Source organism: Diaphorobacter ruginosibacter (genome assembly GCF_040396215.1).
Taxonomy (GTDB): Bacteria; Pseudomonadota; Gammaproteobacteria; order Burkholderiales; family Burkholderiaceae_C; genus Diaphorobacter_A; species Diaphorobacter_A ruginosibacter_A.
Map to the genome: position 1 here is coordinate 1 of NZ_JBEBOW010000046.1, position 24,734 is coordinate 24,734.

24 protein-coding genes are annotated in these 24,734 nt (G+C 66.9%); 7 read left to right on the forward strand and 17 right to left on the reverse strand.

All coding sequences use genetic code 11. The features are described from left to right. The first annotated feature begins 39 nt into the window (after nt 1-39). Nucleotides 40-1,074, forward strand: a complete 1,035-nt coding sequence (locus ABWP92_RS07845; RefSeq protein WP_353234818.1) for a LysR substrate-binding domain-containing protein — start codon at nt 40-42, stop codon at nt 1,072-1,074. 34 nt (nt 1,075-1,108) lie between these two features. On the opposite strand, the gene ABWP92_RS07850 is transcribed toward ABWP92_RS07845, so the two are convergent. The 9 genes from ABWP92_RS07850 to ABWP92_RS07890 form a co-directional block, all read right to left on the reverse strand. Continuing rightward, entirely contained in the window at nt 1,109-2,098 is a 990-nt protein-coding gene (locus ABWP92_RS07850) for a tripartite tricarboxylate transporter substrate binding protein (RefSeq protein WP_353234819.1), read from the reverse strand. Between the two features lie 89 nt (nt 2,099-2,187). Continuing rightward, nucleotides 2,188-3,618: an FAD-binding oxidoreductase gene (locus ABWP92_RS07855; RefSeq protein WP_353234820.1), complete on the reverse strand. Its 1,431-nt coding sequence runs from the start codon at nt 3,616-3,618 to the stop codon at nt 2,188-2,190. A 9-nt stretch (nt 3,619-3,627) separates the two neighbouring features. Beyond that, nucleotides 3,628-4,563: a 2-hydroxyacid dehydrogenase gene (locus ABWP92_RS07860; protein WP_353234821.1), complete on the reverse strand. Its 936-nt coding sequence runs from the start codon at nt 4,561-4,563 to the stop codon at nt 3,628-3,630. A gap of 29 nt (nt 4,564-4,592) precedes the next feature. Then, a complete protein-coding gene (locus ABWP92_RS07865) occupies nt 4,593-5,270 on the reverse strand; it encodes an RraA family protein (RefSeq protein ID WP_353234822.1) in 678 nt (225 codons plus the stop codon). 15 nt (nt 5,271-5,285) lie between these two features. Then, nucleotides 5,286-6,263, reverse strand: a complete 978-nt coding sequence (locus tag ABWP92_RS07870) for a Bug family tripartite tricarboxylate transporter substrate binding protein (protein WP_353234823.1) — start codon at nt 6,261-6,263, stop codon at nt 5,286-5,288. Between the two features lie 29 nt (nt 6,264-6,292). Continuing rightward, nucleotides 6,293-7,579, reverse strand: a complete 1,287-nt coding sequence (locus ABWP92_RS07875) for an alpha-hydroxy acid oxidase (RefSeq protein WP_353234824.1) — start codon at nt 7,577-7,579, stop codon at nt 6,293-6,295. Continuing rightward, nucleotides 7,576-8,532, reverse strand: a complete 957-nt coding sequence (locus ABWP92_RS07880) for a Bug family tripartite tricarboxylate transporter substrate binding protein (RefSeq protein ID WP_353234825.1) — start codon at nt 8,530-8,532, stop codon at nt 7,576-7,578. Before ABWP92_RS07880 ends, ABWP92_RS07875 begins: the two co-directional genes overlap by 4 nt. 61 nt (nt 8,533-8,593) lie before the next feature. Further along, nucleotides 8,594-9,496, reverse strand: coding sequence for an NAD(P)-dependent oxidoreductase (locus tag ABWP92_RS07885; protein ID WP_353234826.1), 903 nt, complete (start codon nt 9,494-9,496; stop codon nt 8,594-8,596). Between the two features lie 94 nt (nt 9,497-9,590). Continuing rightward, a complete protein-coding gene (locus tag ABWP92_RS07890; RefSeq protein ID WP_353234827.1) occupies nt 9,591-11,027 on the reverse strand; it encodes an aldehyde dehydrogenase in 1,437 nt (478 codons plus the stop codon). Nucleotides 11,028-11,199: 172 nt separating this feature from the next. Between ABWP92_RS07890 and ABWP92_RS07895 the strand changes: the two genes are divergently transcribed. After that, complete coding sequence (locus ABWP92_RS07895; protein WP_353234828.1) at nt 11,200-11,889, forward strand: GntR family transcriptional regulator; 690 nt, start codon at nt 11,200-11,202, stop codon at nt 11,887-11,889. 110 nt (nt 11,890-11,999) lie between these two features. Here the strand turns inward: ABWP92_RS07895 and ABWP92_RS07900 are convergent, their stop codons facing one another. Continuing rightward, nucleotides 12,000-12,524: a shikimate kinase gene (locus ABWP92_RS07900; RefSeq protein ID WP_353234829.1), complete on the reverse strand. Its 525-nt coding sequence runs from the start codon at nt 12,522-12,524 to the stop codon at nt 12,000-12,002. A gap of 122 nt (nt 12,525-12,646) precedes the next feature. Here ABWP92_RS07900 and ABWP92_RS07905 point away from each other — a divergent pair, with 122 nt between their 5' ends. Both ABWP92_RS07905 and ABWP92_RS07910 read left to right on the forward strand, forming a co-directional pair. Further along, complete coding sequence (locus ABWP92_RS07905) at nt 12,647-13,609, forward strand: YihY/virulence factor BrkB family protein (protein WP_353234830.1); 963 nt, start codon at nt 12,647-12,649, stop codon at nt 13,607-13,609. Nucleotides 13,610-13,810: 201 nt separating this feature from the next. Further along, nucleotides 13,811-14,185, forward strand: coding sequence for a hypothetical protein (locus ABWP92_RS07910; protein WP_353234831.1), 375 nt, complete (start codon nt 13,811-13,813; stop codon nt 14,183-14,185). Between the two features lie 55 nt (nt 14,186-14,240). On the opposite strand, the gene ABWP92_RS07915 is transcribed toward ABWP92_RS07910, so the two are convergent. Next, entirely contained in the window at nt 14,241-15,014 is a 774-nt protein-coding gene (locus ABWP92_RS07915; protein ID WP_353234832.1) for a ferredoxin--NADP reductase, read from the reverse strand. A 224-nt stretch (nt 15,015-15,238) separates the two neighbouring features. On the opposite strand from ABWP92_RS07915, the gene ABWP92_RS07920 reads away from it, so the two are divergent. Further along, complete coding sequence (locus tag ABWP92_RS07920) at nt 15,239-16,462, forward strand: ABC transporter substrate-binding protein (protein WP_353234833.1); 1,224 nt, start codon at nt 15,239-15,241, stop codon at nt 16,460-16,462. A 31-nt stretch (nt 16,463-16,493) separates the two neighbouring features. Here ABWP92_RS07920 and ABWP92_RS07925 read toward each other — a convergent pair whose 3' ends face one another. Next, complete coding sequence (locus ABWP92_RS07925) at nt 16,494-17,426, reverse strand: LysR family transcriptional regulator (RefSeq protein ID WP_353234834.1); 933 nt, start codon at nt 17,424-17,426, stop codon at nt 16,494-16,496. Between the two features lie 97 nt (nt 17,427-17,523). Between ABWP92_RS07925 and ABWP92_RS07930 the strand changes: the two genes are divergently transcribed. Then, nucleotides 17,524-18,744 (forward strand): MFS transporter, encoded by a 1,221-nt coding sequence (locus tag ABWP92_RS07930; RefSeq protein ID WP_353234835.1) that lies wholly within the window; start codon nt 17,524-17,526, stop codon nt 18,742-18,744. A gap of 18 nt (nt 18,745-18,762) precedes the next feature. On the opposite strand, the gene aliA is transcribed toward ABWP92_RS07930, so the two are convergent. The 4 genes from aliA to badH are packed head-to-tail and all read right to left on the reverse strand — an operon-like array spanning nt 18,763 to nt 23,217. Further along, nucleotides 18,763-20,406, reverse strand: coding sequence for a cyclohexanecarboxylate-CoA ligase (aliA, locus tag ABWP92_RS07935; protein ID WP_353234836.1), 1,644 nt, complete (start codon nt 20,404-20,406; stop codon nt 18,763-18,765). A 54-nt stretch (nt 20,407-20,460) separates the two neighbouring features. Beyond that, complete coding sequence (gene aliB, locus ABWP92_RS07940; protein ID WP_353234837.1) at nt 20,461-21,612, reverse strand: cyclohexanecarboxyl-CoA dehydrogenase; 1,152 nt, start codon at nt 21,610-21,612, stop codon at nt 20,461-20,463. 12 nt (nt 21,613-21,624) lie between these two features. After that, nucleotides 21,625-22,407, reverse strand: coding sequence for a 2-ketocyclohexanecarboxyl-CoA hydrolase (gene badI, locus ABWP92_RS07945; RefSeq protein ID WP_353234838.1), 783 nt, complete (start codon nt 22,405-22,407; stop codon nt 21,625-21,627). A 42-nt stretch (nt 22,408-22,449) separates the two neighbouring features. After that, entirely contained in the window at nt 22,450-23,217 is a 768-nt protein-coding gene (badH, locus tag ABWP92_RS07950; protein ID WP_353234839.1) for a 2-hydroxycyclohexanecarboxyl-CoA dehydrogenase, read from the reverse strand. Nucleotides 23,218-23,335: 118 nt separating this feature from the next. Between badH and ABWP92_RS07955 the strand changes: the two genes are divergently transcribed. Beyond that, nucleotides 23,336-23,845, forward strand: a complete 510-nt coding sequence (locus ABWP92_RS07955; protein WP_353234840.1) for a MarR family winged helix-turn-helix transcriptional regulator — start codon at nt 23,336-23,338, stop codon at nt 23,843-23,845. Nucleotides 23,846-23,867: 22 nt separating this feature from the next. Here ABWP92_RS07955 and ABWP92_RS07960 read toward each other — a convergent pair. Beyond that, nucleotides 23,868-24,734: YifB family Mg chelatase-like AAA ATPase (locus tag ABWP92_RS07960; RefSeq protein ID WP_353234841.1), on the reverse strand; the 867-nt coding region annotated here is incomplete at its 5' end.

Consider the following 24,734-nt stretch of genomic DNA (forward strand, 5'->3'; position numbering starts at 1 on the left):
GCGGCCTGGGCCGCTTCGGGGGTTGTGTGAATCTCTGCCATGTCTGCCTCCGTGAATGATGAATATGCGCTTATTGAACCGGAGGCGGGCGCTTGGCACAATGCGGTTGTTTCCTCTCACCCTTCGGACGGGCCGAAGGCTCCGCTCATCGTCTACCTGGAGGGCGCCATCGTGCGGCTCGATTTGTCCGACCTGCGCCTCTTCCTCAACGTGGTCGACGCCGGCAGCATCACCCAGGGCGCATCGCGCGCCCATCTCGCGCTGGCATCGGCCAGCGAGCGGCTGCGCAACATCGAGGAGGATGCCGGGGTCGCGTTGCTGGAGCGCCGTCCGCGCGGCGTGGTCGCGACGGAGGCGGGCGAGGCGCTTGCGCACCATGCCCGCCTGATACTGCAGCAGCAGAGCCTCTTGCGCGACGAATTGCGCGACTATGCCAACGGCGCGCGCGGAACGCTGGTGTTTCATGCGAGCACGGTGGCGCTCACCGAATACCTGCCCCGCAAGATTGCCCCGTGGCTTGCGGCGCGCCCGCTCCTGCGCCTGGAGCTAAAGGAGCGCACCAGCTCGGAAATCGCGAGCTCCATCGCGAACGGCCTGATCGAGGCGGGCATCGTCTCCGACGTGGTCAGGAGCAGCGGCCTGGACATCCGCATCCAGCCGGTGGTGAAAGACCATCTGGTGCTGATCGCGCCGGCGCAGCACCACCTGGCCCGGCGCGCGGTGGCGTCGCTGGATTTCAACGCCGTCCTTGGCGAGCAGTTCGTGGGGCTTGCCAGCGGCAATGCCCTGCACGACCATATCGCGCAGCATGCCAGCGCCGCCGGCCGCGAACTCTCGCTGCGCATTCGCATGAAGACTTTCGAAGGACTGTGCGAAATGGTCTCGCACGGCATCGGTATCGGCATCGTTCCGATCGGCGTGGCGCGGCGCTACAGGCGGCGGTACCCGTTCCAGATCATCGCGCTCACGGACGAGTGGGCGCAGCGCCACCTGTGCATCAGCTATCGGGACTGGCAGGCGCTGTCGGCTCCGATGCAAAGCCTGCTCAGGCACCTGGGGGCGCAGCCCGATTGATATTCCCGAGGCCGTGCGCGCGTTCACGCGCCGGTCATTTGTCGCTCCAGGGAGTCTCCTTCCATACGGTCTCGAAACCCTTGGCGGCGGTATCCAGGCGGGCCTTCCACGCATCGCCTTCCAGATAGTCCATCTCGGTGAACTGGCTGGCCATCTGCTTTTGGAATTCCGGATCCGCTGCGATGTTGCGCAGCGCGGCGGTCAGCTTGGCCTTGACCTCGTCGGGAATGCCCTTGGGCGCGACGATGCCGCGCTCGGAGTTGAACACCAGGTTGACACTTTGCTCGCGGAAGCTGGGAACGTCCGGCGCCAGGCGGGCGCGCTCGGGGCTGGCCTGCGCGAGGATGCGCACTTTCTCGCGGAACGGCATGACCTCGCCGAGATTCATGCCGCCGATCACCACCTGGTTGCCCAGCACCGCGGTGCGCAGCGGGCCCGCGCCGTTGAACGGAATGTGGTTGAACCGCGTGCCGGTCAGGCGCTGGAACAGCACCATCGCAAGATGGTCGTCCGTGCCTACGCCGGTGGAGCCGTAGGTGAGTTCGCCGGGATGGGCCTTCGCGGCGGCGATCAGGTCATCGAGGTTGTGGTACTTGCTCGAGGCCAGCACGCTGAAGGCGCTGGGGTCGCGCACGATGTTGGCGATGTAGGTGAAATCATCGCTCTTGAACTGCCCCTTGCCCAGCCGTTCGATGGGCAGCGTGACGAGGCCGGGCATGTTGGTCATGCCGATGGTGTAGCCGTCGGGGCGGGACTTGGCGACGTAGGCCAGCCCGATCTCGCCCGAGGCGCCGGCCTTGTTGACCACCACCACGCGGGCGCCGGTCCTGGTCGTCAGAAACTGCGCCACGGTGCGGGCGGTGATGTCGGTGCCGCCGCCCGCGGCGAAGCCGACGACGAGTTCGATCGGCTTGTCGTCGGGCCATGCCGCCCATGCGGGCGCGGCGCCGGCCGCCAGCGCGCATGCCGAGAGGATGAGCGCGCGGCGGCCAAGGGAGAATCTGGAAAGAAATGATTTGCGCATGAAAGGCTTTCTTCTTGAATGAATGGAAGGTGGAAAAATGCGGCCGTGGATGGCGAGGCGGGCCAGCCCGGGTTTCTTTGCCGCGGGCGTCAGCCGCCGTGCAGCAGCACTCCGGGATTCAGGATGCCCTGCGGGTCCAGCGCCTGCTTGATGGACTGCATGACCCGCAGCTCGACGGGCGACTTGTACTTGAGCAGGTCCTGGGTACGGGCGCGCCCGATGCCCTGCTCGGCGCTGATCGATCCCCGTGCGGCGTGGACGCCGTCGTGAACCCGCGCGGAAAGCTGCGCGGCCCATGCATGCAATTGGGCATCGGTGCCATCGGCGGGGCGGGCCACGTTGTAGTGCAGGTTGCCGTCCCCAAGGTGCCCGAAGGTGAAGTTCCTCACGCCCGGGAAATGCTGCTGGAGCATGGCGTCGGTCTGTTCCACGAAGTCGGGCAGCGCGGAGACGGGCAATGAGATGTCGTGCTTGACGCATTTGCCGTCCTGCGCCAGCGCCAGCGTGATGGACTCGCGCAGATGCCACATGGCCCGGCTTTGCGCCACGCTCTGCGCGATGGCGGCGTCCACGATCAGTTCCCGCTCCAGCGCGTCGCCCAGCGCCGCGTCGAAGCGCTCGCGCGCGTGGTCCTCGCCCTCGCTGTCGCTGAGTTCCAGCAGCACATACCATGGCTGGTCGGACTGGGGGAACGGGCGGGCAAGCTGCGGATACGCGCTGGCGACCAATCGCAGGCACGGGCCCGAGATGAGCTCGAAGCCCGTGAGGGACGCATCGAACGCGTCGCGGCACAGTTTCAGGAAGCGGCCGACCTGATGGATGGAGCCGACCGCCGCCATGGCGGTGCATTGGGCGCGCGGCAGCGGGAACAGGCGCATGGTCGCGGCGGTGATGATGCCCAGCGTGCCTTCGCTGCCGATCATCAGGTCCTTGATGTCATAGCCGGTGTTGTTCTTGCGCAGGCCGTGCAGGCCGTTCCAGATCTGTCCGTCCGCCAGCACCACCTCCAGGCCCAGCGCCAGCTCGCGCGCATTGCCGTAGCGCAGCACCTGCGTGCCGCCCGCGTTGGTCGCCAGGTTGCCGCCGATGGTGCAGCTTCCCTCGGCGCCCAGCGAGAGGGGAAAGAGCATTCCCGCCGCGCGCGCCGCGTCCTGCGCATGGGCCAGCACGCATCCGGCGTCGAGCGTGATCGTCGCGTTGTCCACGTCGATGCTGCGCACCCGCTGCATGCGCGTGGTCACCAGCACGACGGCGTTGCCGCGCTGGTCGGCCGTGGCTCCCGCCACCTGCCCGGTGTTGCCTCCCTGAGGCACGACGGGCGCGCCGCAGGCGGCGCAGGCGGATACGACCGCCGCGACCTCCTGCGCGCTGCCGGGCAGGACGACGGCCAGCGCCTTGCCTGTCCACAGCCCCCGCCAGTCGGTGAGAAAGCGGGCCTGCTCATCTGCCTGCGTGATGACGTGTACCTCGCCTACGGCCTGCCGCAGCCGCTCCAGCAGGGTGTTTGATGCGGTCTCCATCGTTTTCCTTCAGCTTGCGGCGTTCACCGGGGTGAGCAGCCGTCCCTGCTCCCTCCAGGCCTGAACGTTGTCCACCACCAGCTGCTCCATGGCTTCGCGGGTTTCGACGGTTGCGCTTCCGATGTGGGGGGTGAACACCACGTTGTCGCGGTGGCGCAGCGCATCCGGCACGCCGGGCTCGCCTTCGATCACGTCGAGTCCCGCGCCGCCCAGGAGCCCGTGGTCCAGGCTGTGGATGAGCGCGGCCGTGTCCACCACGCTGCCGCGCGCGATGTTGATCAGAAAGCCTCTGGGGCCGAGCGCTTCGAGCACCTGCGCATTGACCAGGTGCCGGGTCTGCCGCCCTCCCGGGCAGGCGACGACCAGGAAGTCCGACCATCGTGCGAGCGCCGCCAGATCGGGCTCGAAGCGGTAGGCCGCGTCGGCCTGGGGCTTGCGGCCGTGATATGCCACGGACATCGAAAACCCCTCGCCGCGCAGCGCGATCGCGCGCCCGATGCGGCCGAGGCCGAGGATGCCCATGCGCTTGCCCGATGCCCTGGTGGCGAGCGGGAACTGGCCGAGCCGGCGCCATTCGCCCGCGTTGACATAGCGGTCCGCCGCCGGAATCCGCCGGGCCGTGGCCAGCATCAGCGCCCAGGCCATGTCGGCCACGCAGTCGTCGAGCACGTCGGGCGTCACGCTCACGCCGATCCCGCGCGCCGTGGCGGCGGCCACGTCGATCGTGTCGAAGCCGACGCCCCAGCTGCAGATGGCCCGCAGCGCGGGGAGCCGCGCGATCATGCGCGCGTCGCAGCCCGTGCGCACCGAGGTCGTGAGCACGTCGACCCGCGCGGCGTTCGCGTCGAGCCAGCCTTCGGCGTCGTCCAGCTCCCAAAGGCGCACGGCGTTGAAGCGGGACGCCAGCTGCGCATCGGCCAGCGGGCCGATGGAGGTGGATTGCACAACGAGCCGTTCAGTGAAGCCGGCGGCGCTCACGGGGTGGCCTTTTTCTGTGGCAGATAGCCGGTCGCCTTGACGGCGGAGTCGAACGTCTCGCCGCCCTTGATGCGCGCCTCGACGTCCTTGTCCACGGCCAGAATGCGCTGCGCGATGTCCAGCGCCTCCTGAAGGCGCGCCCTGGGTACGGCGACGATGCCGGTGTCGTCGCCGATGATCAGGTCTCCCTGCGCCACCTGGACGCCGCCGATCGTCACGCTCTCTCCGTATTGCTGGGTGCGCAGGCGGCCCTTGCCGGTGCGCGGCGTGACGTGCCGGCTGGCCAGCCACAGGCCGGTCGCGCGGATTTCGTCCACGTCGCGGCAGCCGCCGTCGATCAGCACGCCGCGCGCCTTGCGCTGCGTGACGCCGAAGGAGGCCAGGCCGCCGAGCGTGGAGATGGCCTGGCCCCCCACGTCGATGACCAGCACGTTGACGGGGCCGACGGATTCCACCAGCACGTTGACGGCGAAATCCGCCTTGTCGAAATCATGGAGCTGGCCGGGTACCTGCCGGGCGGTGATGGCGAAGCCGCACATGCGGCCCTGGCCGCTGCGCTGCGGCAGGCCTTCGATCAGTCCGTCGATGTGCAGCTGGTCCAGCGCGTCGGACCAGGTGCTGGAGTCAATGGCGGCGCATTGTTCGAGCAGCGCGGTTTCCTGGATGGATGTCATCGGTGGCTTTCTTCCTCAATCGATGCGTGCGCCGGAGATGCGGACCGCCTCGGCCCACTTCGCCGTTTCGGTGCGGATGAAGTCGTCGAACTGCGCGGGAGAGTAGTTGTTGACCTCGGCGCCCATATCCACGAGCTTTTGCGTCATCTCGGGCGTGGCCACGATGGCGGAGATGTCCTTGTAGATCTGCTCGCGCAGCGCCGCGGGAACGCCCGCTGGCGTGAAGAAGCCGAACCAGGTGGCAGCCACGAAATCGGGCATGCCGGCTTCCGCGCACGTGGGAACGTTCGGGATCGCGCTCATGCGGCGGTTGTGCGCGAGCGCGATGGCGTTGAGCTTGCCGGTCTTGATGTGCGGGAGCACGGCCGAGAGCGTGACGAAAGCCATGTCCACCTGGCCGGCCAGCAGGTCGGTGATCATGGGCGCGTCGCCCCGGTACGGGACGTGCACCGTGGTGAGGCCGGTGCGCTTCTTGAACAGCTCGGCCGTCAGGTGCTGGGCGGTGCCGTTGCCGGTGGAGGCGATGCTCACTCCGCCGGGCTGCTTTTTCGCCCATGCCAGCAACTCGGTCAGCGTGCGGGCAGGAACCTTGGGCGAGGCGATCAGCGCCAGCGGCACGGTCGCCACCAGGGTGATGGCGTTGAAATCGCGGATCGGGTCGTAGGACAGCTTCGAGTACAGGCTGGCGCTGATGGTGTGTGCGGATGTGGTCTCGAACAGCGTATAGCCGTCCGGCGCCGAGCGCGCGGCCGCTTCGGCGCCCACGGTGGCGCCCGCGCCGGCGCGGTTGTCCACCACCACGGGTTGCGACCATTTGGTGGCGAGCTTTTCCGCGACCATGCGCGCGATGATGTCGGTGGCGCCGCCAGCCGGATAGGGCACGATGATTTTCACCGCCTTGGCCGGATAGGCCTGCGCCATGGCGGGAAGATGGCCGGCCGCGGCCAGGGCGCCGGCACCGGCGATGAGTACGTTTCTGCGATTGATCTGCATGGGATGCTCCTTGTGTCTTGCCTGAGTTGTTATGAGAGAACGTGATGAGAGACGCCCCGCGGGGCGCATGGGAGGGGCCGCCCGTCGGCGGCGCCGAGAAGCGCGGCATGCACGCCGCGCAATCGGGGCGTGCCGCTGAGGACCAGCGCACGCACGAGTTCGTCGCGCAGCAGCTCGAGCATGCGCGCAACGCCTGCCTGGCCGGCGGCCGACACGGCGTACAGCGCCGGTCTTCCCACCATCACCGCCGTGGCTCCGAGCGCCATGGCCTTGAGCACGTCGGTGCCGCGCCGCACGCCGCCGTCGAGCAGGATTTCTGCGCTCGCACCCAAGGCCTGGGCGATCGGTGCGAGCGCATCCAGCGACGCGCATGCGCCGTCGAGCTGCCGTCCGCCGTGGTTGGAGACGATCACGCCGTCGGCGCCGTGGCGCACCGCCATCAACGCATCCTCGGGGTGCAGGATGCCCTTGACGTACAACTTGCGCGGCCAGAGCTTGCGGATGGCGCCGAGGTCGCTCCAGACAAAGCTGGGGTCGTAGTTCTTGCCCACCGACGATGCGATGGTTTTGGCGTCCACCGCATCGGGCGTGAACCCTTCGAGGTTTTCCAGCCGGGGCATGCCGCTGCGCAGCTGCGACAGCGCCCAGCCCGGGCGCGATGCAAAATCCAGCAGGTTCCGGGCGGTGAAGCGAAAGGGCAGCCCGAAGTCGTTGCGGAAGTCGCGCTCGCGCCGGCCCCCGGTGGGCATGTCGATGGTGATGATCAGCGCCTCGTAGCCGGCGCGCAGGGCGCGCTCGATCAGGCCGTAGGTGAAGTCGCGCTTGCGCAGCATGTACGCCTGAAACCACAGGCGGGTGTCCGGCGCTTCCCGCGCCACGCGCTCGATGGAGGATGTGGAGGAGGTGGGCAATGCATAGGGAATGCCCGCCTCGCCCGCGGCGCGCGCGATGGCCACGTCGCCGAACGGCCAGCCGAACCCGATCGCGCCCGTGGGCGAGATGGCCAGCGGCAGGGGCGTGTCCACCCCCGCGATGCTCGCCGTGGTGTCTGTGCGGGAGACGTCCACCATGTAGCGCGGCACGAACTGGTGCCGGGCATACGCGTTCGCGTTGGCGCGCAGCGTCAGCTCCGATTCCGAGCCGCCGTCATAGAACTCGAAGACCGCGCGGGGCAGCCGCCGCCGCGCAAGCTCGCGCAGATCGTGGACCGAGATTGCCCTGGACAGAGCGCGCAGCTGCCGCCCGGACGCCGCAGGCGTGGACACCTGCCGCGCGCCGGCGGCCGTGGCCGTCGCGGATTCGCAGGCGCAGCTCATGGCTTCGCGCCCCCTGCCTGCCTGAGCAGCGCGTCCCAGGTGTCGATCTCGGCGAGGACGAACTGGTCGAAGGCCTGGGACGGCATGGGCGCTGCGATCTGCCCCTGGCGCTCGAAGAATGCGCGTCCGTCGGGCGAGTTGATGGCTTCGACGAATGATTTGTTCAGCGTCTCGATGGCTGTCCTGGGCGTGTTGGCGGGTGCGAACAGGCCGCCCCAGGCGGCGAATTCATAGCCCTTCACGCCCGCCTGCGCCATGGTGGGAGTCGCGGGCAGCGATGGAATGCGTTCGGCGGTGGTGACCGCCAGCGCCCTGAGCTTGCCCGACTCGATGTGCGCGCGGGTGACCGAGACGTCGGTGATCATGAAGTCAAGACGTCCGCCGAGCAGATCGGAGATGGCCTGGGGCGAGCCGGGATAGTTCACCGCCACGGCGGAAAATCCGCTCGCGGCCATGAGCTTGGAGGCCGTCACGAGACTGCCGGTATTGCCCACGCCGTAGTTGAGGCCCTCTTTCTTCGCCCTGGCCTGGGCGATGAACTCCTGCACGTTGGCGGCGGGAAAATCCGGGCGCGTCACCATCACCAGGGGGTTGATGGCAAACCGCGTGATACCGGCGAAATCCCGTTTCGGGTCGTAGCTCAGTTTGTCGAACAGATGGACATTGGCCGCCTGCGTGCTGTTGGTGCCCACCAGCAGCGTGTATCCGTCGGGCGCGGCGCGCGCCACTTCGGCGGCGGCGATGCTGCCCTGCGCGCCCGGACGGTTGTCCACGATGACGGTCTGCCGAAGGTCCTTGGATACCTTGTCGCCGAGAAAGCGCGCCATCGCATCCGTCGTGCTTCCCGCGGGGAAGGGAACCACCAGCCGGATGGTGCGTTCCGGATAACCGGCGCCCATCGCCGCGCCGCAGCAGGCGGCTATGAGCAGGGCACAGAAGTTGCGCTTGCGCATGGGTTTTGTCTCCTTTGGTTTGGTATTTGTCGTTGCCGTGGATGCGCCGTGGCGCCGGCTGCTACTGGCCGGGTTTCGGGGGCACGGCGGGGCAATTCCAATCGGCCCACAGCTTGGCGACGGCGGCGTAGTCGTCGCGCCCATAGCCGGCGGCCATGCCCATGTCGTACACGCTGTGCGAGCCCTGGATGGCGAACAGCGGAACGCCGAGGGTCTGGGCCAGTTGCAGCGCGAGCACCGAGTCCTTGCGCGCGGCCTCCAGCGGCATGCCCCCCGCATAGTCCCCGTTGACGATCCGATCCGCGTACCTGTAGGTCAGCGGGCGATGCAGTCCCATCTGCGCATCCGAGAGCAGGGCGATCAGCTTCTGGCAATCGACGCCCGCGGCGGTCGCCATGGCGCCAGCCTCGGCGACCACGACCATGACCGCATGCGCCACGGCGTTGTTGATCACCTTGGCGGCAGCGCCCGCTCCCAGCGGTCCGAAGTACACCTGCTTGCCGGCGATGGCGTCGAGCACGCCCTGCACACGTGCGATGGCCGGCTGGCTGCCGCCCAGCGCCAGGGAGGCCGAGCCGGCCACCATCTGGCCCACGCCGGCCATGATGGATGCGTCGATCACCTCGATTCCGAAAGGCGACAGCAGCTTCTGTTCGGCATGCACATGCTCCGGATTGACCGTGCTGGTTTCGATCACCACGGCGTCTGTGGGAAGGTGGGGCGCGATCTGCGCCAGCACGGCCATGGAGATGGCGGGCGTGGGCAGGCACAGCACCACGGTGCGCGTGGCCTTGAGGTCTTCTGGAGCGGTGATGGCGGCGGCGCCGAATTCCTTGCCGGCGCGGGCAAGCGCTTGCGCGTCGAGGTCGAACACCTGCGTGGGGAAATGCGCCCCCACGCGCTGCGCGAGCGGGAAGCCCATGTTGCCTAGCCCATAGATAGCGACGGTTTGAGGTTGGGACATAACGATTTTTTCAGGATGAGGAGGGCGTTGCCCGTGCAACGCCTGCCGGTGGGACAGAGGTGTGACGCGTACGCGATGGGCGCGGGCGAGGCGCTTACTTCGCCACCGCGAGAGGCTGCGCGTGAAGGCCGAAGTACATGCTCTTGACCTGCGCGTACAGCTTCATGCCGTCAATGCCTTTTTCCCGGCCGATGCCGGAGTTCTTGAATCCGCCGAAGGGGGTGCTGGTGACCGACTGCTTGTAGGTGTTGATCCAGACCGAGCCGGCCTCCAGCGCGCGGCCGATGCGCCAGGCGCGCTTGAAGCTCTCGGTCCAGATGCCGCAGGCCAGGCCGAAGGCCGTGCCGTTGGCCTGGCGGATCAGATCGGCCTCGTCCTTGAATGGCAGGGCGACCAGCACCGGGCCGAATGCTTCTTCCTGGCAGGAAGCGGCGTCGTAGCCCAGGCCGTCGATCACGGTGGGCAGGTAGTAGGCGCCCTGGTCGAACTCCGCGCCCGTTGGCGCGGCGCCGCCGCACAGGATGCGCCCGCCTTCCTGGCGCGCGCGGTCCACGAAGCGCGCGACGCGCTCACGGTGGTGAAAGGAGGCCAGGGGGCCCATCTCGACGTCCTGTGCGTCGGGTGCGGCAACGCGGATGGACTGCGCGCGCGCGACCACTTGCTGGAGCACGTCGTCGTAGATGCTCTCTTCGATGAACAGGCGCGAGCCCGCCACGCAGGATTGGCCGGCCGAGCCGAAGATGCCCGCGACCACGGCGGCCACCGCGTGTTCGCGGTCCGCGTCGGCAAAGACGATATGCGGAGACTTCCCGCCCAGCTCCAGCGCCGTGGGGATCAGCTTGTCCGCCGCCGCGCGCGCGATGGCGCGGCCGGAATGCGTGCCGCCGGTGAAGGACACCATGCGCACGCCGGGATGCGCGACCAGCGCGGCGCCCAGATCGGCGCCGCGCCCCTGGACGACCTGCAGAAGGTGTTCGGGAAGGCCGCAGGCCAGCGCGATGCGCGCGAGCTCGGGGCCGAGCAGCGGCGAGTCCTCGGAGGGCTTGAGCAGCACGGCGTTGCCCGCCGCCAGCGCCGGGGCCGCCTTGGTGGCGTCGTTCATGATGGGGGAGTTCCACGGCGTGATGGCCGCGACCACGCCAAACGGCTCCAGCACGGTGAAAGAGACATAATCGCCCCGTGACGGCGTCACGCCTGTCTCCAGCGTCTCGCAGACTCCGGCGTAGTAGCGGAAGGTGCCGATGGCGGATTCCACCATGCCGCGGCACTCGCCCAGCGGCTTGCCGTTGTCCGCCATCTGCAGCCGCGCGAGCGATTCCTTTTCGGCGGCCAGTCCGTCGGCGATCCTGTTGAGCACCAGGGCGCGCTTGTGGGGCTGCAGCTCCTTCCAGCCGCTGTGGTGGAAGGCGTGCCAGGCGCGCTCGACGGCGGCGTCCAGCTGCTCTGCGCTGGTGATCTGCACGCGGGCGATTTCTTCGCCGTTGGCGGGGTTGATGCTGATGAGTTCGTTGGAGGTGGTTGCTGAGGCCATGACTGTCCTGGAATGTCTGAAATCAGGGGCAGTCTAGGGACGCGTCCGGCGAAATTCAACAAGCACGTTGTCGCCGATTTTGACGATGAAATTATTGATAAAACGCGGGTGGCGCGACGCGCGGCGGGATGCCGCAATCGATGCCGTTCGAGCTTGAGAGATGAACACCACTATGACGCGTCATTCTTCGAAAAGGGACCTGGGCGTATTCCCGCATGCCGAGCTGCCCGTGGCCGTCGCGGCGGTGATCGAGGCCATCGAGATGGACATCATCCGCGGCCACATCCTGCCGAGCACGCGCCTGATCGAGGACCACCTGATGGAGGACTACGACGCCAAGCGCCACGTGGTGCGCGCGGCGCTGGTGGAGCTCCAGCGGCTGGGCGTGGTGGTCAAGCCGCCGCACCTGGGCGCGCGCATCCGGCGCTTTGACGCGCAGAGCCTGGAGGCGCTCTACCACTTTCGCGCCGTCCTGCACCGGGCGGCCGTGGAGTCGATTGCCCTGCCGGTGCCCGGCGAGCGGCTGCACGCGGTGCGCGCGGCGGCCGATGCGCATGCCCTGGCCGCCAGCTCGGGCGACCTGATTGCGATTCACCGCGCCAACATGGCGTTCCACAGGCTGTTCTTCGGACTGTGCGACAACCCATACATCGAGGAGTCGATCCGCCTGCACGATTGGCTGAGTTTTCCTGCCCGCGCCTATGCGATCACCGACCAGACGGCGCTCTCCACGGCGTGCGCCGAGCATGCGCAAATGGTCGAGGCGCTGGAGCAGCGCGACCGGCTGCGGCTGCTGGATCTGGCGCTGGGGCACATGCTGCAGGCGCGCCGGATCTACGAGGGCAAATATCTGTCGCGCTGACTTCACCGTGGCGCGTTGCGGGCGCGGGCCTCTGGGGGGGCCCTCCGCACAAATCAGATCGACGCATGCTTGCCGATCGATTCGTGCCGAGGCTCCCTTGCTGAGGCTCCCTATGAGCGCTCCATCTCCAACTGCATCATGATCATGTTGACCAGCGTGCTGACGGTGGGCCTTCCGGTTTCGATCACGTAGTGGGAGGCCGCGCGGTAGAGCGGGTCGCGCTCGGCATGGAGTTCGCGCAGGCGCTGCAGGGGGTTGGCGACCTGCAGCAGCGGGCGCGTCTTGTCGTGGCGGATGCGCTTGTAGATTTCTTCGGGTGTGGCGCGCAGGTACATGACGCTGCCGCCGCCCGCGAGCAGGCTGGCGCGGTTTTCCTCGCGCAGCACGGCGCCGCCGCCGGTGGACAGGACCATGTCGCCGGGCGTGGCGGCCAGTTCGGCGAGCAGTTGCGCCTCGCGCAGGCGGAAGGCCTCTTCGCCTTTTTCCTCGAAATACTGGCGGATGGTGGAGCCCAGCACTTCCTCCAGGCGCTGATCCAGGTCGATGAACGGCACGCCCAGACGGCGCGCAAGCTGGCGTCCAACGGTGGATTTTCCGGAGCCGGGCATGCCGACCAACGAACAGCGCTTGCGCATGGATTCAATGTCCTGTGAGGATGGCCCGAGGGGGCGGGCCGGAGGTTGTGCTCCGCCGAGTGTATAGGCGTTGTCGGCATGTTCCGACAAGGCGGGTGCCGGCGACCCTGCACAATCGCCCCATGAGCACTTCCGTCATGCAACGTTTTCTGGACCTGGGCAAGCCGGTGCTTGGCGCGATCGCGCCGCTGATCCGCGCCGTGAAATTGTGGCTGGATGCCGAAGGGCTGCGCATGAGCGCGGCGATGTCTTTCTATGGAATGCTCAGCCTTGCGCCCTTGCTGCTGGTGGTGGTGGGGGTGCTGGGGTGGTGGGTCGATCAGTCGTACCTGGAATCCAATCTGCTCGCGCAGGTGCGTTCCGTGGTGGGTGATCGCGGCGCGGAGGTGATCCGCATGGCGCTGTCCAGCGCGCGCAAGCCTTCCGAGGGCTGGATCGCATCGATCGCCGGCTTCGTGCTGCTGCTGTCGGGCGCCACCGGTGTGTTCGTGGAGCTTCAGTCATCTCTGCAGAAGCTCTGGAGCGCGGGGCTGCCGCGAGCGGGCAACCCGGACCGGCCGGCCTGGTGGAACATGGCTTCCCTGCGGTTGCGCGGCCTGGCCTATATCATGGCGATCGGATTCCTGCTGATGATCTCGATGGTGATTTCCACCGCCATCAAGGTCATGGCGACCTGGGCGAGCGCCTGGCTGCCGTTTGGATCGGGCGTGATTTTGCAATGGGTGAACGAGTTGATCGCCATCGGCGTCGCCACGGCGCTGTTCGTCGGGATGATGCGCATTGGCGGGCCGCAGGCGCCTCCGATGCGTTGCCTAGTGTTCGGCGCGTTCGTGGGCGCCGTTCTTTTCTCGGCGGGAAAACAGGCGCTGGCTTTCTATCTTTCGACGGCGGCGGTGGTGTCCGCCTACGGTGCGGCGGGTTCGCTGGTCGTGCTGCTCATGTGGATCTATTTTTCGTCCGCCGTGCTGCTGTTTGCCGCCAGTTGTGCCAAGGCGCGGGATGAGGAACGGCGCGGAAAACTCACCAACTTCGGCCTGGGCGTCATTCCCGACAAGGCGGCCAGCGAGCCGGTTTCGGTGGCGTAGGGGCCATCAGCCACGGCGAACGGAGAATGAATTGTTCACGTGTGCTTACGCCGTTTACAGCGATTGTCATTTGATGGACACGTCGCGCCGGTTAACCTTCATACCCATGAGTCATCTATCGATCAAAGCGATAGGCATATGCTCGTTTACTCGCTGTTGCCCTCAATGAGAACTGGCAACAATCACGACTTCATGGAATCGATGACCCATCAAGCAAGCGACGCTACGCCAGAATCCGCGGCCGGCTGGTCCGCCGCATATCTGTGGGCGGTCATGGCGGCGCTGGTTGTTTGCGCGGCGGCCCTGGCGGGCGCGTGGCTGCTGCTGCCGGGATTGTCGTCTTCCACCGCCTGGGCCCATCCGCCGGCCAGGTCGGCGAATGCTTCGCCGAATGGGCCGTCCCTTCAGGGCACCGAGGAGCAGGGCGGCCTGAGCATCAGCGGCGGCAGCGGCCTGAGGAGGCTGCAGCCGCTGACCGAGCTTGCGAATGGCGGACTGAGCGCGCGGTGGGCCGAGCGCCGCGTGCCGCAATCCGTCGCGGCCATGAAGCCGTCACGGCCGTCGCGCAACTATTGAACTAGAGCATTGCGCGGGCGCGCCGCCGCGGCCCTCGGCGTGCCGACCGGCAGGATCACTTTTCCACGAACGCGCGCTCGACCACGAAGTCGCCGGGCGTGGTGGTGTTGCCTTCCTTGAAACCGCGTTTTTCCAGCAGTTCCTTGAGCTCGTTGAGCATGGCGGGGCTTCCGCACAGCATGACGCGGTCGGTTTCCGGGTTCAGCTCGGGCAGGCCGATGTTTTGCGGGAACTTGCCTTCGTTGATCTGCGTGGAGATGCGGCCCTGGTTGCGGAACGGCTCGCGCGTGACCGTGGGGTAGTAGATCAGCTTGTCCTTGACGATCTCGCCAAGGAATTCATGCGCGGGAAGATCCTTCTCGAACAGTTCCTGGTAGGCCAGCTCGTTGATGTGGCGCACGCCGTGCACCACCACGACTTTCTCGAAATGGTCATAGGTCTCGGGGTCGCGGGCCACGGCCAGCCAGGGCGCCAGGCCGGTGCCGGTGCCGATCAGGTACAGGTTCTTGCCGGGCAGCAGGTAGTCGATGAGCAGCGTGCCTGTGGGCTTCTTGCCGACGATGATGGTGTCGCCCACCTTGATGTTCTGCAGCTTGGAGGTCAGCGGGCCGTCGGGTACCTTGATCGACAGGAATTCGAGGTGCTCCTCGTAGTTCGGGCTGGCGATGGAGTAGGCGCGCAGCAGGTTCTTGCCGTCCACCTTCAGGCCGATCATGGTGAAATGGCCGTTGGAGAAGCGCAGGGCTGTGTCGCGCGTGGTCGTGAAGGAGAAAAGGCGATCCGTCCAGTGATGCACGGACAGGACACGTTCTTCAAGAAATGCACTCATGTTCGTCGAAATCGGAAAACAAACAGGGCAGGAAAAACGTTGCCTGCCCACAAAAGGGCGTTGGGGACCGAAGAAAACAAGAAACGGGCTTTCATGCTGTTGCCCGTGCCTAGCTCCAAAGTGAATCCAGCGCAAGGAAAGTCTGATATTTTCGGATAAATACCAACTTCCGGGTACATTTCTGGGCATTCTCTTGAGATGAATTAGTGATAAGGTAAATAACGATGAAGGTAGGCAAATCGGCTTTCCCGCGCTGCTCACTGGCCCTGGCGGCCTGCGTTCTGGCGCTTCCTTCCTGGTCCGCCGAGGTCATCAAGATCGGCGAAATCAACAGCTACAAGGCCCAGCCGGCCTTCCTGGAGCCCTACAAGAAGGGCATGGAACTGGCCGTTGAGCAGGTCAACAAGGCGGGCGGCATCGCGGGCAAGAAACTGGAGCTCGTCATCCGCGACGACAATGCGAGCCCTGGAGACGCCGTGCGCGCGGCCGAAGAGCTGTACACCCGCGAGAAGATCGACGTGCTCACCGGCAGCTTTCTGTCGCACGTGGGGCTGGCGCTCACCGACTACGCCAAGCAGAAGCAGCGTTTCTTTCTGGCTTCGGAGCCCCTGACCGACAAGATCGTCTGGGCCGATGGCAACCCCTATACCTTCCGCCTGCGTGCATCCACCTACATGCAGGTGGCCATGCTGGTTCCGGAGGCGGTCAAGCTCAACAAGAAGCGCTGGGCGATTGTCTATCCCAATTACGAATATGGACAATCCGCGGTCGCCACCTTCAAGAAGCTCATGAAGGAGAGGCAGCCAGACATCGAATTCGTGGCCGAGCAGGCGCCGCCGCTTGGCAAGGTGGAGGCGGGCAGCGTCGTCCAGGCGCTGGCCGATGCCAAGCCGGATGCAATCTTCAACGTGCTGTTCGCTGCAGATCTCGGCAAGTTCGTGCGGGAAGGCAACACGCGTGGCCTGTTCAAGGGCCGAGAGGTGGTGGGCCTGCTGACGGCGGAGCCGGAATATCTCGATCCGCTCAAGAAAGAAGCGCCCGTGGGCTGGACCGTGACGGGCTACCCCTGGTATTCCATCAAGACGCCCGAGCACGAGGCCTTTCTCAAGGCCTACCAGGACAAGTACAAGGACTATCCGCGCCTTGGCACGATCGTGGGCTACAACGCCATCCAGTCCATCGCCGCCGGCCTGCGCAAGACGAATGGCAGTGCCGACACGGACAAGCTGGTCGCCGCATTCAAGGGACTGGAAGTCGATACCCCCTTTGGACGCATCACCTACCGGCCCCAGGACCATCAATCCACCATGGGCGCGTACATCGGCAAGACCGCGTTCGACGAGAAACTCGGCCGTGGGGTGCTGGTGGACTACCACTACGCCGACGGCAAGGACTATCAGCCCGGCGACGAGGAAGTGAAGAAGCTGCGGCCCGCAGCGGCGCGATAACCGCCGGGCGCGAGGGCGCCGCCCGCGGGAGTCAGGAGCGGCGCATTCCGGGCATGTGCGGAATGGCCTCGCGCATGATCTCCACGAAGTGGCGCAGCTTGGCCGGATAGAACCTGGCATGCGGATAGACGATGCTGACAGGCTGCGGCGCGGCCTCCCATTGCGGCAGCACATGCTGCAGGCGGCCTTGGCGCAAATCTTCGTCCACCAGCCAGGCGGAGACCACGCCCAGCCCCAGGCCTTGGCGCGCGGCGGTGAGCAGGGCGTACAGGTTGTCGGTGGTCAGGCGCGGCGCGATCTCCAGCAACTGCTGCGTGGCGGGAGCGTCCACGCGCTGCAGCAGTAGTTCGTTGCGATAGAAGATGCTGGCCGCGAGCCACGGCAGCGACGCCAGATCGGCGGGCGACTGCAGGGTCCGGCCTTGCAGCACAGAGGGCGCGGCCACCACGATGCGCCGCACCTGCGCGGCGCGGATGGCCACGGCCGACAGGTCCTCCACCATGCCCACGCGGATGGCGCAATCGATGCCATCGGCCACGAAGTTGGGCTGCCGGTCGTGCAGCGTCCACTCCACGTTCACCAGCGGATAGAGCTGCAGATACCGCGCCAGCGGGTGCACCAGCTGCTCCTGACCATAGGCATGCGGCACGGCCACGCGCAGGGTGCCGCGCGGCTGGTCCGCGGGGCCTCGCAGATCGGCTTCCATGGTCTGCCAGCGCGCGACCAGTTCTTGCGCATGGGCAAAGCAACGCTGGCCTTCTTCCGTCAATTGCATGCCATGGGTGGAGCGCAGCAGCAGCTTGACGCCCAGCAGGCGTTCGAGCGTCTGCAGCCGGCGGCTCATGGTCGGCTGGCTGGTGCCCAGTTGCTGCGCGGCAGCGGACAGGCTGCCGGCTTCCACCATGCGCTGGAAACTGAGCATCAGGTCGATGCGGTCGGAGCCCGCTGGTAAGTGGATTGTCATACGCAAAACGTATAAATGATCTACGTCATAGCCTACTACACAATGCTTTTTATAGGAAAGACAATCGGCGCAATCCTTCTGTTTCAGAGAGCAGTCCATGTCTTCCATACACAATCTGAATATAGGCGCTGCACGTGCCGCCCCGGCCGCCGAAAGCGGAGTCTCGGCGCGGGTCCTGCTCTTGCTGGCGCTCGCCGCGGGCTGCAGCGTAGCGTCGATCTACTACAGCCAGCCCATTCTGGGCAATCTGGTCGATGATTTGCAGACGAATGACCGGACCGCCGGTCTGGTGCCCACGCTGACCCAGCTCGGATATGCGCTGGGCATCCTGCTGCTGGCGCCGCTCGGCGACCGTTACGACCGGCGCAAGACGGTGCTCGTCAAGGTGGTGCTGCTGGCGCTGGCATTGCTGGCCAGCGGCATGGCGCCGGGCATATCGGCCTTGCTGGCCGCCAGCCTGGCCGTGGGCGTGGCGGCTACGGTGACGCAGGACCTGGTGCCCGCGGCCGCCACGCTGGCTCCGGCGGCCTCGCGTGGCCGGGTGGTGGGCATGGTGATGACGGGGCTGCTGCTGGGCATTTTGCTGTCGCGGGTGGTCAGCGGTTTCGTGGCGCAGTGGTTTGGCTGGCGCACGGTCTATCTGGCGGCCACGGCGGCGGTGGCCCTGCTGGCCGTGGCGCTGTGGCGCGGCCTGCCTCGCTTCGCGCCGACCACCCGCGCGGGCTATCTGACGCTGATGGCGTCGATGCTGGCATTGTTGCGCCGCCATGGCAGTCTGCGCCGCGCGTCCCTGGCCCAGGGGTTGCTGGCGGTGGGGTTCAGCGCTTTCTGGTCGATGCTGGCGGTGATGCTGCACAACGAACTGCATCTGGGCAGCGCGGTTGCCGGCTCGTTCGGGCTGGCCGGGGCGGCCGGGGCGCTGGCCGCTCCACTGGCGGGCAAACTGGCCGACAGGCGCGGGCCCGAGCTTGTCACCCGCCTGGGCGCGGCCATCGCGGCGGCATCGTTCGCCCTGCTGTTCCTGGACATCTGGCTGCCAGGCGATCAGGCACGGCTGGCCTTGCTGATCGTCAGCGCCGTGGGCTTCGACTTCGGCGTGCAGGCCGTGCTGGTGGCGCACCAGACCATCGTCTACAACCTGGACCCGGCCGCCCGCAGCCGCCTCAATGCCATCCTGTTCACCGGCATGTTCATCGGCATGTCCGGCGGCGCCGCGATGGGCGGCGTGATGATGAGCCTGTGGGGCTGGCATGGCGTCGCGGCGCTGGCGACCGCCACGTCGCTGGCGGCGCTGGCCGTGAGGTGCTGCAAGGTCTGAGCCGGCGGATGCCGCCCTTCAGATCTGCTGCTGCAGGAGTTCGCGCAGCTTGAACTTCTGGATCTTCCCTGAAGGCGTTGCCGGCATCTGCTCCAGCAGATGCAGCTTCTCGGGAATGTATTGCAGCGCCACGCGCTGGCCCTGCAGGAACTGGCGGATGTCATCGAGCGTGAGCCGGGCGCCGTCGCGCGGCACGACGACCACGCAGGCGCGCTCGCCCAGGCGCTCGTCGGGGTAGGCGACGATGGCGGCGTGCTGGATGTGGGGGTGGCGGTAGAGCAGCGATTCGATCTCCACCACGGGAATGTTCTCGCCGCCGCGGATGATCACGTCCTTGCTGCGGCCGGTGATGCGGATGTAGCCCTGCTCGTCCATGCGGGCGAGGTCGCCGGTGTCGAACCAGTCGTCCGCATCGGTGCCGTTCAGATGCGGGCGCTTGAGGTATCCGCCGAAGTTCGAGCACGAGCGCAGCAGCAGCCGGCCTTCGCTGCCGGGCGGCAGGGGCGTCTGGCCATCGACGTCGGCGATCTTGATTTCCACTCCCGGAAGCGGCAGGCCGTCCGTCTGGACGGAGCGCTCGTCCGCATCCTCGGGCAGCGTGGTGGTGACGGCCCCGTTCTCCGACATGCCCCAGGCCGAGATGATCTTGGCGCCGAGCGCGGCGCGGGCCTGCTCGACCAGCGGTCCCGGAATGGGCGCGCCCGCGCTCAGGAAGGTATGCAGGCTGGGGATGCCGCCGCCGTCGGCTGCCACATGCTTGGACAGATCGCTCAGGAAGGGCGTGGACGCCATGGTGAAGGTCACGCCCTGCTCGCGGATGAGCCCGATGGCGCGCGGTGCGTCCCAGATATCCTGCAGCACGGCGCGCGCCTTGAGCATCACGGGCATCATCAGGCCATACATGAAGCCGGTCTGGTGGGCCATGGGCGAGGCCATGAGCACGACATCGCCCGCGCCCAGGTGCATCCGCTGGGCATAGGGGACGATGTTGGACATCAGCGTGTTGGCGGAATGCATCACGCCCTTGGGTTCGCCGGTGGTGCCCGAGGTGTAGATGAGCTGGGTGATGTCGTCTGGCGTGGGGCGTGAGCCGGTGAGAATGCGCCTGGCGTCGGGGTCTTCCTCCCAGGCGGGGCCGCTCAGGAGCGCATCGAAGCTGTTCGGCCCCGCGCCGCCGACGATCACGGTCTGTTCGAGATGCGCAAGCTCTTCCTTGAGGCGCGCGGCCATGGCCTCGAAATCGAAGCCGCGGAACGTGGCGGGCGTGATGAAGACGCGGGCCTCGCCATGCCGGAGCATGAAGCCGAGCTCGCGTTCGCGGAAGATGTGCATCAGCGGATTCATCACCGCGCCCATGCGCGAGCACGCAAGATAGACCAGCGTGAACTGCCACCAGTTGGGCAACTGGCAGGCGACCACGTCGCCCTTGCGCACGCCGAGTTTCGCAAGGCCCACGGCGATGCGATCCGCCATGCGTGCCATTTCGCGGTAGGTGAACTGCCTTTGCTCGCCGCTTTCGAGCTGCAGCGCGACCAGCCCGACTTTGTCGGGGCATTCGGCGGCGCATGCATCGAGCGCGTCGTTGATGGTGAACCCGCGCCAGTGGCCGGCTTCGATCATGCGCGCGCGGCGCGGGGGCAGCAAAACGGCATCAAACTCCATGGTCGTCTCCTCTCTGTGGGTTATGGGGCAATCCTGTCGCGGTGCATGGGCGGGCTAGATGGGAACGGCCTTGCGTCCCGCGCGGGTGCGGGCGATGATGGTTTTCATGATCTGCGCGGTGCCGTCGCCGATCTGGAAGCCCAGCACGTCGCGCAGGCGCTGCTCCATCACGCCGCGGTCGTATCCGCCGTGGCCATGCGTGAGCAGGCATTGGTGGATCGTGTCGTAGGCGAGCTTGGGCGCCCACCATTTGCACATGGCGGCCTCGGCGCTGTGCGGCAGGCCGTGGTCCTTGAGCCAGAGCGCCTGCAGGCATAGAAGGCGCGCGGCGCTGACCTGCGTGTCATGGTCCGCGAGCGGATGGCTCACGCCCTGAAATGCGGTCAGCGGCAGGCCGAAGGCTTCGCGCTGGGCTGCGTACTCCCAGCTTTCGTCGAGCGCGGCGCGCGCCACGGCGAGCACCTGCAGGCCGATGAGCGCACGCGAGAAATCGAAGCCCTGCATGACCTGCACGAAGCCCTTGTTCTCATCGCCCAGGCGGTGATCGGCAGGCACGCGCACGTTCTCGAAGAACAGGGAGCCTCGCCCGATGGCGCGCTGGCCGTGGCAGTCGAAGCGGCTGCGCGTGAGGCCCGGTGCGTCGCAGGGCACCAGCAACGCCGTCACGCCATGCGCGCCCGATTCCACGCTGCCGGTGCGGCCGAAGACGATCGCCGCGTCCGCCTGGTCGGCGGCGGAGATCGAGGTCTTCTCGCCGTTGATCACGTAGTCGCCGCCGACGCGCTCCACGCGCAGCCGCAGATTGGCGGCGTCCGATCCGCCGCGCGGCTCGGTCAGTGCGATGGCGAGCAGCGCCTCGCCCTGCGTGAGCTTTTCGAGCCACGGCCCGGCGACATGGGGCTGCCCGTGCTCGCTGAGAATCTGGCCGTTGAGCGAGGCGAGCAGGTTGATGTAGCTGATCGACAGGTCGGCGGCCGCAATGGCTTCGTGAATGACGCCGGCCGCAAGGCAGCCCATGCCCTGGCCGCCCGCGTCTTGCGGCAGCTCCGGTGCGATGAAGCCCATCCGGCCCATCTCGCGCATGAGTTCGCGGTCGAGCACGCGGGTCCTGTCGCGCTCCTGGAATCCGGGCGCGACGCGGTCCTGGGCAAAGCGGGCGGCATGCTCGGCGAGCGCCTGAAGATCATCGTCCAGATAGGGATTCATGGCGACGCTTTCTTATCTGGCGTATTTGCGGAACTCGGGCTTGCGTTTTTCCTTGAGCGCGGCAACGCCCTCGCGCGACTCTTCGGTGTCGTAGAACAGCTTGAGCGCGTACATGCCCATGCCCGCGATGCCCGCCTGGTGCGCGGTGTCCATGTTGAAGCTGCGCTTGGCGATGGCGATGGCGGTGGGGCTGCGCTCGCAGATTTCCTCGGCCCATTGCTGCACGGTCTCGTCGAGCTTTTCAGGTGCGACGCAGATATTGGCCAGCCCCATGGCGACCGCCTCCGGGCCGCTGTAGCGCTTATTGAGGTACCAGATCTCGCGCGCCTTCTTCTCGCCGACCACGCGCGCCAGGAAGGCGGTGCCGTAGCCGGGATCGACGGAGCCCATCTTCGGCCCCACCTGGCCGAACACGGCCTTCTCGGAGCAGATCGTCAGGTCGCAGATCGTGCACAGCACATTGCCGCCGCCGATCGCATAGCCCTGCACGCGCGCGATCACGGGCTTGGGCACGTCGCGGATCGCGGTGTGGAGTTCTTCCATGGGCAGGCCGATGGTACCGCGCCCGTCGTAGTTGCCATCGTGCGCCGACTGGTCGCCTCCGGTGCAGAACGCCTTGTCGCCCGCGCCCGCGAGCACGATGCAGCCCACGGCCTTGTCGTAGCCCGCTTTGTTCAGCGCCTTGATGATTTCATCGCAGGTCGTGCCGCGGAAGGCGTTCATCTTCTCAGGGCGGTTGATGGTGATCCATGCCACGCCGTTGCGCACGTCATAGAGAATGTCTTCGAATTGCATGATGTCTTGCTCCTGGTTGCGGAATGGAAAACCTCTGCGGGATCAGCCGTTCATCGTGAGGCCGCCCGAGACGCTGATGACCTGGCCGGTGATGTAGGCGGAATCGTCGCTGGCGAAGAACGCGATCGCGCCCGCGAGGTCCTGCGCCTGGCCGAGCCGGCCCAGCGGGATGGAGCGCTTGAACGCCTCGCGCAGCTTCTCGGGGTTGGGCGCGGCATCGGCAAAGCCCGCGAACAGCGCGGTTTCCGTGGGGCCGGGACAGACCACGTTCACCGTGATGTTGTGGCGCGCGTGCTCGCGCGCGATCGTCTTGGAAAACGACACCAGCCCGCCCTTGCAGGCCGCATACACCGCTTCGCCCGACGAGCCGACGCGGGCCGCGTCGGAGGCGATGTTGACGATGCGGCCCCTGTTGCGCTCGACCATGCGCGGCAGCACGGCGTGATGCATCTGCAACGCGCCGGTCAGGTTGATGGCGATGAGCTTCTCCCACTCCTGTGCGGATGTCTGCACGAAGGGCTTGAATACGTCCCAGCCCGCGTTGTTGACGAGCACGTCGATGGGACCCAGCCCGGCTTCGACCGCGGTGATGGCGGCATCCACGTCGCCGCGCGAGGTGATGTCGCAGGCGAATGCGGCAGCGGTCCCGCCCTGGGCGGCGATGCGTTCGGCGGTTTTTTGCGCCGCGGACAGATCACGGTCCAGCACGGCCACGCGCGCCCCTTCGGCGGCCAGCCGCTCGCAGCTCGCGCCGCCTATGCCACCGCCGCCTCCGGTGACAATGACCACTTTGTCTTTCAAACCCTGCATGGATCTACTCCTTGAATGGAAAATGAACGGATCGGAATGACCTATTTATGTAAATATGTTGCCATATATTGGCATGGCATTCCTGGTTTGGCAATTCATTCCATTGCATTGAAACAGTATGGAAAACCCTGATAGTTTTGACAAAAAATTCCCTGTTGACCTGGCCAACAGGATTTTCTTTCGCTTGTATCAATGTGCAAATATGTTGCATAAAACCGGGAGCCGCGCGGTGGAGGAGCAGGGGCTGACCACGCAGCAATGGGCGGTGCTGGGCGCGCTGTCGCGGCCGGAAGCCAGCGCGGGGATGGGGGTGGGCGAACTCGCCCGCTATCTGATGGTGAGCCGCCAGAATCTCTCAGGCCTGGTCGGGCGCATGGAGCGCGACGGCAACGTGGAGCTCGCGGCCGATCCCGCGGACCGCCGCTCGCGCCTCATCGGCATGACGGAGGAGGGCCGCCGCATCTGGAGCGAGCAGGCGCAGGACAATATCCATCGCTACTACGGCGCGGCGCTGAGCGGCTTCTCGGAAAGCGACATGGCGCACCTGCTGCACTATCTGCTCAAACTGCTGGACAACATGCAGGCCATCGACGAGTCCGCCGGGCCGCGGGAGGGCGGCGACGCTTGAGGCGGCACGCTCCGGGCCCGGGCTATCGAGGGCCGCCCGCCAGCGCGCGGCGGTACTGCATGGCTTCGGCGACGTGGCTGCTGCCCACCTGCTCGCTTTGCGCCAGATCGGCGATCGTGCGGGCCACCTTGAGCACGCGGTGGGTGCTGCGCGCCGACCAGCCCAGCCGCGTGGCCGCCGTCTGCAGGAAGCCGGCTGCGGCATCCTCCAGTCGCGCATGTTCGTCGATGGCGCGGCCCTGCAGCCGCTGATTGGCGCAGCCTTGCCGGCGCACGGCGATGCGCGCCGCCGCCGTCACGCGCTCGCGCACCGACGCGCTGCTCTCGCCCGGCGGCGCTTGCAGCAGCTCCTGCGCGGCCAGCGCGGGAACCTCGATATGCAGATCGATGCGGTCGAGCAGCGGCCCGCTGAGCTTGGCCTGGTAGCGCGCGATCTGCTCGGGCGAGCAGCGGCAGTTGCGCTGGCGTGAGCCGTGGAAGCCGCAGGGGCATGGGTTCATGGCCCCCAGCAGCAGAAAACGGGCGGGAAACTCCGCGCGTTGCGCCGCGCGCGCGATGGTGATGCTGCCGGTCTCCAGCGGCTCGCGCAGGGCTTCGAGAGCGCCGCGCGAGAACTCGGGAAACTCGTCGAGAAACAGCACGCCTTCGTGCGCCAGCGAGATCTCGCCCGGCCTGGGCGGCGACCCGCCGCCGACCAGCGCGACGGCGCTGCACGTATGGTGCGGATGGCTGGTGCGCCGCCGCATCCACTGCTCGGGCGTGAATCGGCCCGCAAGACTGGCGATCGCGGCGCTCTCCAGCGCCTGCTGCTCCGACATGGGCGGCAGCAGTCCGGCGAAGCGGTGGGCCAGCATGGATTTGCCCGATCCGGGCGGGCCGACGAGCAGCAT